We start from the raw sequence: 6,165 nt of genomic DNA on the forward strand, positions 1-6,165 counted from the left end.
GGGCCGCTCACGGCACGGGGAGGCGGGGCAGCAGCCGGCGCAACGCCTCCGCGTGCTGGTGGACCCGTTTCAGCACGCCTCTTCTGGTCGACGCGAAGACGGGGACGTCCTGGGCCGGGCCGCACGCGGCGGCCGTGTACAGGTCGTCGAGCCACGCCCCCCTCCCCCTGGTGCCGTCCGGCGCCAGGGGGATCAGTCGTGTCAGGACCTCCGATTCGGCGCCGCCCAGGAACCAGACGCGCACCATCAGGTCGGCGCGCAGATAACGCAGGCCGCCGTCTATGTCCTCGGGCGGCGCGAAGCCCTCGTCCCCCACCAGGAACGCGAAGGCCGTGCGCGCCTCGGCCCGGAACTCCTCGGGCATTTGCGGCCGTTTCACCATCTGCGGATGCTCGCACGCGCCGATGTGCCCCCGCCACCGGAACGGGCGAGGGCACATATTGTGGACGTCAGTTCACCGCAAGGGTGAACACATGGAGATCCGGGTCGTCCGGAAGTGTCACGCTCTTGATGGTCTTGCCCGTGGGCGCCGCGAACGGCTTGGTGGCGAACACATAAGTGGCTACCGGGTCTTTGTCCGCACCCGCGACATTGCGGTACGCGGTCCTGGCGACGACCACGTTGCCGTACTGCACGGTGCCGCCGCCCCCGCCGACCGTCCAGTCCGTGAAGGACAGGTCGATCGCGTCGGTGCTGCCGTCGGTGTAGGTGACGGTCGCCTTCGTCTGCTGGTTGCCGTTGACCGCGCTGCCGACGAACGACAAGGTGCTTGCGGGCTGCGGGAGTTGGACGGTCTGACCGGCCGCCGAGACGTTGTCCGGGCGCCCGTTCGGCGAGCCCGGCCAGGTGAAGCCGAGGCCGTCCACCGTGCCCGTGCCGCCCGGGGTGAGCCCGGCCGCCGCGAGCGCCTGGAGGGAGTAGCTCCAGCCGCCCCCGTCGTAGTCCGCCTCGTCGTGCTCGCCGGTGTCGTCGGAGACCCCGGTGTTGTTGTAGGCGGCGAGGAGGGTGCCGGGCGCGGCCACGGTCAGGGACACCGGCTGCTCGTACGACGTGTCGCCCGAGGTGACGGTGACCTTCACGTCGTAGAAGCCCTGCTGGACGTCGTCGGCGGCGGTGAGGGTGATGTCCTGGGAGCCGTCGACGACCGTTCCCTGGGCGGGAGTCGCCGTGACTCCGGTGGGTGTCTCGACGCTGTAGCGGACCTCGGGTCCGGTGCCGCCGCTCAGGGACAGGGCCTTGATGTTCACCTTCGTGCTGTCACCAGGCGCGAGGGTCGCGGCGGTCGGGCCGACACCGATCTGGTACGGCTGTTCACCGGTCCGGAAGGACGGCGGGGCATCGGCCGGGGCGCTGCCCCAGGTGCGGTTCGGGGTCGTGGAGAGGGTGTAGTCGAGGGTGCCGCCGTTCTTGACGAGGGAGGACGAGAGCCAAGGCTGTTGCGTGCTACGGCCGTTGACCTTCAGGGACTGGATGTACGGGGCGTCGGTCGCGGCGCCCTTCGCGTTGATCGAGATGTCGTTGCCCTGCGGGCGCTTGATCTCGATGCGCTCGAACAGCGGGGAAGCGAGGGTGAGTTCGGCACGGGAGGGGACCTGGGGGTACATGCCGAGGGCGGAGAAGACGTACCAGGACGACATCTCGCCGAGGTCGTCGTTGCCGGGGATGCCGGCCGGGTCGGTCGTCCAGAGCTGCTTCATGGCCGCCCTGACCGTCTCCTGGGTCTTGTAGGGCGCGCCCGCGTAGTCGTAGAGGTAGGGCACGTTGACGGACGGCTCGTTGTCCAGCTCGGACTTGTCGCCGCCGCTGCCCGTGAAGGACCAACTCCCGTCCGCCTCATGGAAGAAGGAGTCGAGGCGCGCGAGGGCCTTGTCGGTGCCGCCCATCGCCGCGAAGAGGCCGGCCGGGTTGTGCTGGACCATCCAGGTGTACTGGGCGGCCGTGCCCTCCACGAAGCCGTTGCCGGTGCCCGGGGTGAAGCCGGTGACCCAACTGCCGTCCGCCTTGCGGTTGGCGATGTAGCCGCCGGTGGGGTCGGCGGCGATGTTGAAGTTATTCTGCCACCACTGGGCGCGCTTGGCGAAGTCGGCCGCGGTGCTCTTCTTCCCTGCCGCCGTGGCGAGTTGGGAGAGCGCGAAGTCCGCCGTGGACATTTCCAGCGTCTCGGCGGCGCCGCCCCAGGCGTTGGAGACGGACGGCATGTAGTGCAGGTTCAAGTACTTGTCCAGGGAGGGGCGTTGGCCCACCGAGAGCACGGGCTTGCCCGAGGAGGAAAGGTCCTGTGCGGTGGGTACGGTCGCCGCCTGGACGAGGGAGGCGAGGGCCCCCTTCAGGTCGAAGTCGGTGCCGCCGAAGGCGCGGATGCCGGCCAGGGCGGTGGGTGAGGGGTCGCCGTTCATGACGTGGGTGCCGCTCGCGCCGTGCAGCCAGCGGTCCCAGACTCCCCCGTTCTGCTGGGCGAGTTCGTAGAGGGACTGGGCGATGTCCGAGCCCGTGCGGGGGCTGAGGAGGGTGAGCAGTTGGACCTGCGACCGGTAGATGTCCCAGCCGGAGAAGGTGCCGTACTGCGCTTGATGGCCCCGACTGACCTTGTGCACCTTGCCGTCGCTGCCCGTGTAGCTGCGGTCGGCGTCGCTGATGACGTTCGGGTGCAGGAGGGAGTGGTAGAGCGCGGTGTAGAAGGTGGTGCGCTCGGGGTCGGTGCCGCCGCCGACCTTGATCGCGCCGAGTTGGTCGCGCCAGGCGCGGTGGGCCGCGTCCTCGACGGCGTCGAAGGTACGGGACGGCGGGTTCTCCGCCTTGAGGTTGGCCGTGGCGCCGGCCTGACTGACGTACGAGACACCGACCTTGACGCCGACCGGGCCGGTGCCGGGCTCGAACTCGACGTAGCCGCCCGCGCCCTTGCCCGCGACGGGACGGCCGCCGGTGGCGAAGCCGCCCGTGCCGCCGGTCGCGCTCGTCGAACCCGGGGTCAGCTTGTCGTCCCGCCAGGTGCCGGTGGTCTTGAAGGCGCGGTCGAAGGTGGCGGTGAAGTACAGGGTGTAGTAGGCGCGTTGGCCCTCGGGGTCGAGGTAGCCGCAGAAGTTGCCGGAGGTGACCGAGCCGGAGACCGTGCGGGTGGCCGGGTCGATGGTGACCGACGAATCGGTGGAGCCCACCTCGGAGTTGGCGGTGCGGATCAGGAGTGAGGCGGGCTTGTCGGCCGGGTAGGTGAAGCGGCCGGAGCCGGTGCGGGCCGTCGCCGTGAGGTCGGCGGTGACGCCGGAGGCGAGGCCCACCTTGTAGTGGCCGGGTTCCGCGGTCTCGTCGGTGTGGCTGAAGTCGGAGGCGTAGACGGCGTCCTTGGTGTCGCTCGCCGGGGAGGAGGTGACCTCACCGGCGTACGGGTAGAACGGGATGTCCCCGCTGCCGCCCGCGCAGCCCGTGCCGGACATGTGGGTCAGGCTGAAGCCGCGGATACGGGTGGCGTCGTACTGGTAACCGCCTGGTGCGGCGGTGCTGGTTGCGCTGCCTCTGGTGTTCTCCGGGCTCCAGGAGAGCATGCCGAAGGGCACGACGGCGCCCGGGAAGACGTTGCCGCCGTTCTTGGTGCCGATCAGCGGATCGACGTAGACGCTGGGGTCCTTGACGAGTTGCGGTGGGGCGGCGGTCGCCGCCAGGGCGGGGGTGGCACCGCCGACCGCGAGTGCGGCGGCCAGTGCCGCGGCAGGCAAAGTTCGCCCACCAAGGAGCGGCGTCCGGTGCGTGCTCTCGGCGTGCCGGCCGGAAGCCCTCGTACTGGACGTACTTGGGCTTTCGGCCGGTGCGGCGAGAGTGCGTGCCGGACGTCGCGACGGGGCGGACATTGCCTGTCGCAGCACTGGCATTAGGGACATGGGACGGAAACGCATGACGCGGCCCCTCCTCCTTCGGACGGGTCGCGCACCACAGGTCGCACAAGCCGCAGGGACAGTAACGTGCGCCACCCGTACCACGGAAGAGCGCGTGCGCCGGCGAGGGCACGCGGGGCACCCACTCGGACGGCGCCCTCAGGCCAACTCGCTTGACATCGTTGTCCGTTGGGGCGGTAGAGTCATATGCAGACCATTCGACAACGTTGTCGCACCACAGCGTCGCCCCAAGCCACGCACCACCCGGGCAGGTTCAACCCCCATTGCCTGTCCGGCTCGCGGACCCGGTGGCCCCCGACCACCGGGTCCGCCCCGAGCACAGGCTCAACCGACCTGGCAGGGAAGGGCAGTTGCCGGATCACCGCCGTCGCCGTTCACGACGTATCCGAAGGTGGCGCTCTGCCCCGGACTCAGTGAGCCGTTCCAGTCGGCGTTGTGGACCATCACGTCCTGGCCACTGTAGGTCGCGTTGCCGTTCCAGAGGCTGGCGACCGACTGGCCGCCGGGGAGTGACCAGTTGACCATCCAGCCGAGCATCGGGACGTCACCGGAGTTGGTGACGGTCACCTCGGACTGGTAGCCGCCGGGCCAGCTGCCGGTCGTGTGCCGGGTGGCCGAACAGACGCCGGGTACCGGGTCGGTGGGGTTGCCCGGGTCGTGAATACCCGTCACTTCACCGTTGCCGCCGTCGAACACGACGTCCGAGCAGGAGTAGAAGGTCTCCGCGCTGTCCGAGCGCTGCCACACCATGTAGATGATGCTCCGCCCCGACTTGTTCGCCGGAAGCTGCCCGGTCCAGGAGTAGTTGGCCTCGACCGTGCCCGGGGTGCCGTTGAGCGCCGGGTGGTCGACCGTGAGGAACGGGGTGTCCTCCATGGCGTCCCAGGTGAGCGTCTTCGTCGGGTCGAAGCCGTCCTTGGTGACGTAGACGTAGAACCAACCCGGGTGCGCCGCCCAGGCGTTGTACGAGAAGTCGACCGTCGCGCCGGAGGTCAGATGGGTCAACGGCCAGTCGTCGCGCGGGAGGTTGAAGCCCGTGAAGTTCGTGTTGCCGCCGCTGCACAGCTCACCGTCCGGTACGAAGCCGCGGGTGCGGCCGGCGCCGTCGGAGCGCAGCACGGAGAACCAGTTGTAGAACGGCGTGGTGCCGCTCACCTGTTGGGCCGCCTTGCAGGCCGGGTTGATCGGTTTGATCTCACCGGTGGTGGTGAGCGCGTCCTGCCAGCAGAGGAAGGTGCGGCTGGCCGGCTTCATGGGGGTGCCGTGGGCCTCCGCCCTGCCGCCGGTGGCGAGGATCAGGGCCAGGGCGGGGACGGTGGTGAGGAGCGCCAGGAGGACGAGGAAGAGGGCTCGGTGGGGGGTGGGGTGCGGTAATCGCGGTACGGCACGCGGACTTGGGCTTGGATTTGTCACGGACATGACAGTTCTACGTCCCTTCGGTCGGCGGGTGCGAGGAACGTGCGGGGGTGGATGTGTGCGGTAGTGGATACGCGGGCTGGTGGATACGTGGGGTGGGGCGACCCGGCCACCCGGCGGGTTCCGGACCGCCGGACGGGTGGGAGCGCTCCCACCCCACTTGTCCGTGAAGTTAGCGCGGACTGGGGAGGCTGTAAACGGCGGGGACGCTTGAAGTGGCGCCCGGGGCGCGCTTGTTCAGGGACCGGGGCCTCGTACGATCCCTTCATGATCGCAGTCGTCGTCACGGTCGCGCTGGCCTTCGCCGGGCATGCCGCCACGTACCTCAACGGCCTGCGATTGGCGCAGCGACAGGAGCGGCTCGCCCGGGTCAATCGCCAACTCAGCGACTTCCACGGCCCGTTGTTCGCGCTGACGGAGGCGAACGCGCGCACCTTCGCCGCCTTCGTGGAGCGGCACGGCCGGGCCGCGGGCACCTCCCCCTTCAGTGACGCGACTCCACCGACCGACGAGGAACTCGCCGAGTGGCGGCTGTGGGTGACGACCGTCTTCCTGCCGGTGTTGCGGGAGATGCGCGAGCTCGTCGTCGGGCGGGCGGATCTGTTGCGTGAGCCGGAGATGCCGCCGCTGCTGCTGGAGTTGTGCGCGCACGCGGCGGGATACGAGATCACCGTGGCGCGCTGGGCGCGGGGCGACTCCTCGGAGCATCTGTCACTGGTCGTGTTCCCGAGCGCGGAACTGGCCGAGTACGCACGGCGGGGTTTCGGCCAACTGAAGCTGGAGCAGGCGCGGTTGCTGGGCGGACGTGCGGGCGGCGGTCGATGACCAGGGTGGCCGAACGGGCCGATGTGCGGGGTGGGAC

4 protein-coding genes are annotated in these 6,165 nt (G+C 69.8%); 1 reads left to right on the forward strand and 3 read right to left on the reverse strand.

Annotated features, from left to right (window positions below; translation table 11 throughout):
- Positions 1–7: 7 nt before the first annotated feature.
- From ACNFOC_RS12140 to ACNFOC_RS12150, 3 genes are all read right to left on the reverse strand, one after another.
- Positions 8–364 (reverse strand): hypothetical protein, encoded by a 357-nt coding sequence (locus ACNFOC_RS12140; protein ID WP_416959115.1) that lies wholly within the window; start codon positions 362–364, stop codon positions 8–10.
- An 85-nt stretch (positions 365–449) separates the two neighbouring features.
- Positions 450–3,710 (reverse strand): GH92 family glycosyl hydrolase, encoded by a 3,261-nt coding sequence (locus ACNFOC_RS12145; RefSeq protein WP_416959116.1) that lies wholly within the window; start codon positions 3,708–3,710, stop codon positions 450–452.
- A gap of 501 nt (positions 3,711–4,211) precedes the next feature.
- Positions 4,212–5,300 (reverse strand): lytic polysaccharide monooxygenase auxiliary activity family 9 protein, encoded by a 1,089-nt coding sequence (locus ACNFOC_RS12150; RefSeq protein ID WP_416959117.1) that lies wholly within the window; start codon positions 5,298–5,300, stop codon positions 4,212–4,214.
- A 270-nt stretch (positions 5,301–5,570) separates the two neighbouring features.
- Here ACNFOC_RS12150 and ACNFOC_RS12155 point away from each other — a divergent pair, with 270 nt between their 5' ends.
- Positions 5,571–6,128, forward strand: coding sequence for a hypothetical protein (locus tag ACNFOC_RS12155; protein ID WP_416959118.1), 558 nt, complete (start codon positions 5,571–5,573; stop codon positions 6,126–6,128).
- Positions 6,129–6,165 lie beyond the last annotated feature (37 nt).

The sequence above is a fragment of the Streptomyces colwelliae genome, assembly GCF_048158785.1.
Lineage (GTDB): Bacteria > Actinomycetota > Actinomycetes > Streptomycetales > Streptomycetaceae > Streptomyces.

Coding starts and splice junctions, on each gene's coding strand:
- ACNFOC_RS12140 (WP_416959115.1), bottom strand. CDS start 364: ATGCCCGAGGAGTTCCGGGCCGAGGCGCGCACGGCCTTCGCGTTCCTG.
- ACNFOC_RS12155 (WP_416959118.1), top strand. CDS start 5,571: ATGATCGCAGTCGTCGTCACGGTCGCGCTGGCCTTCGCCGGGCATGCC.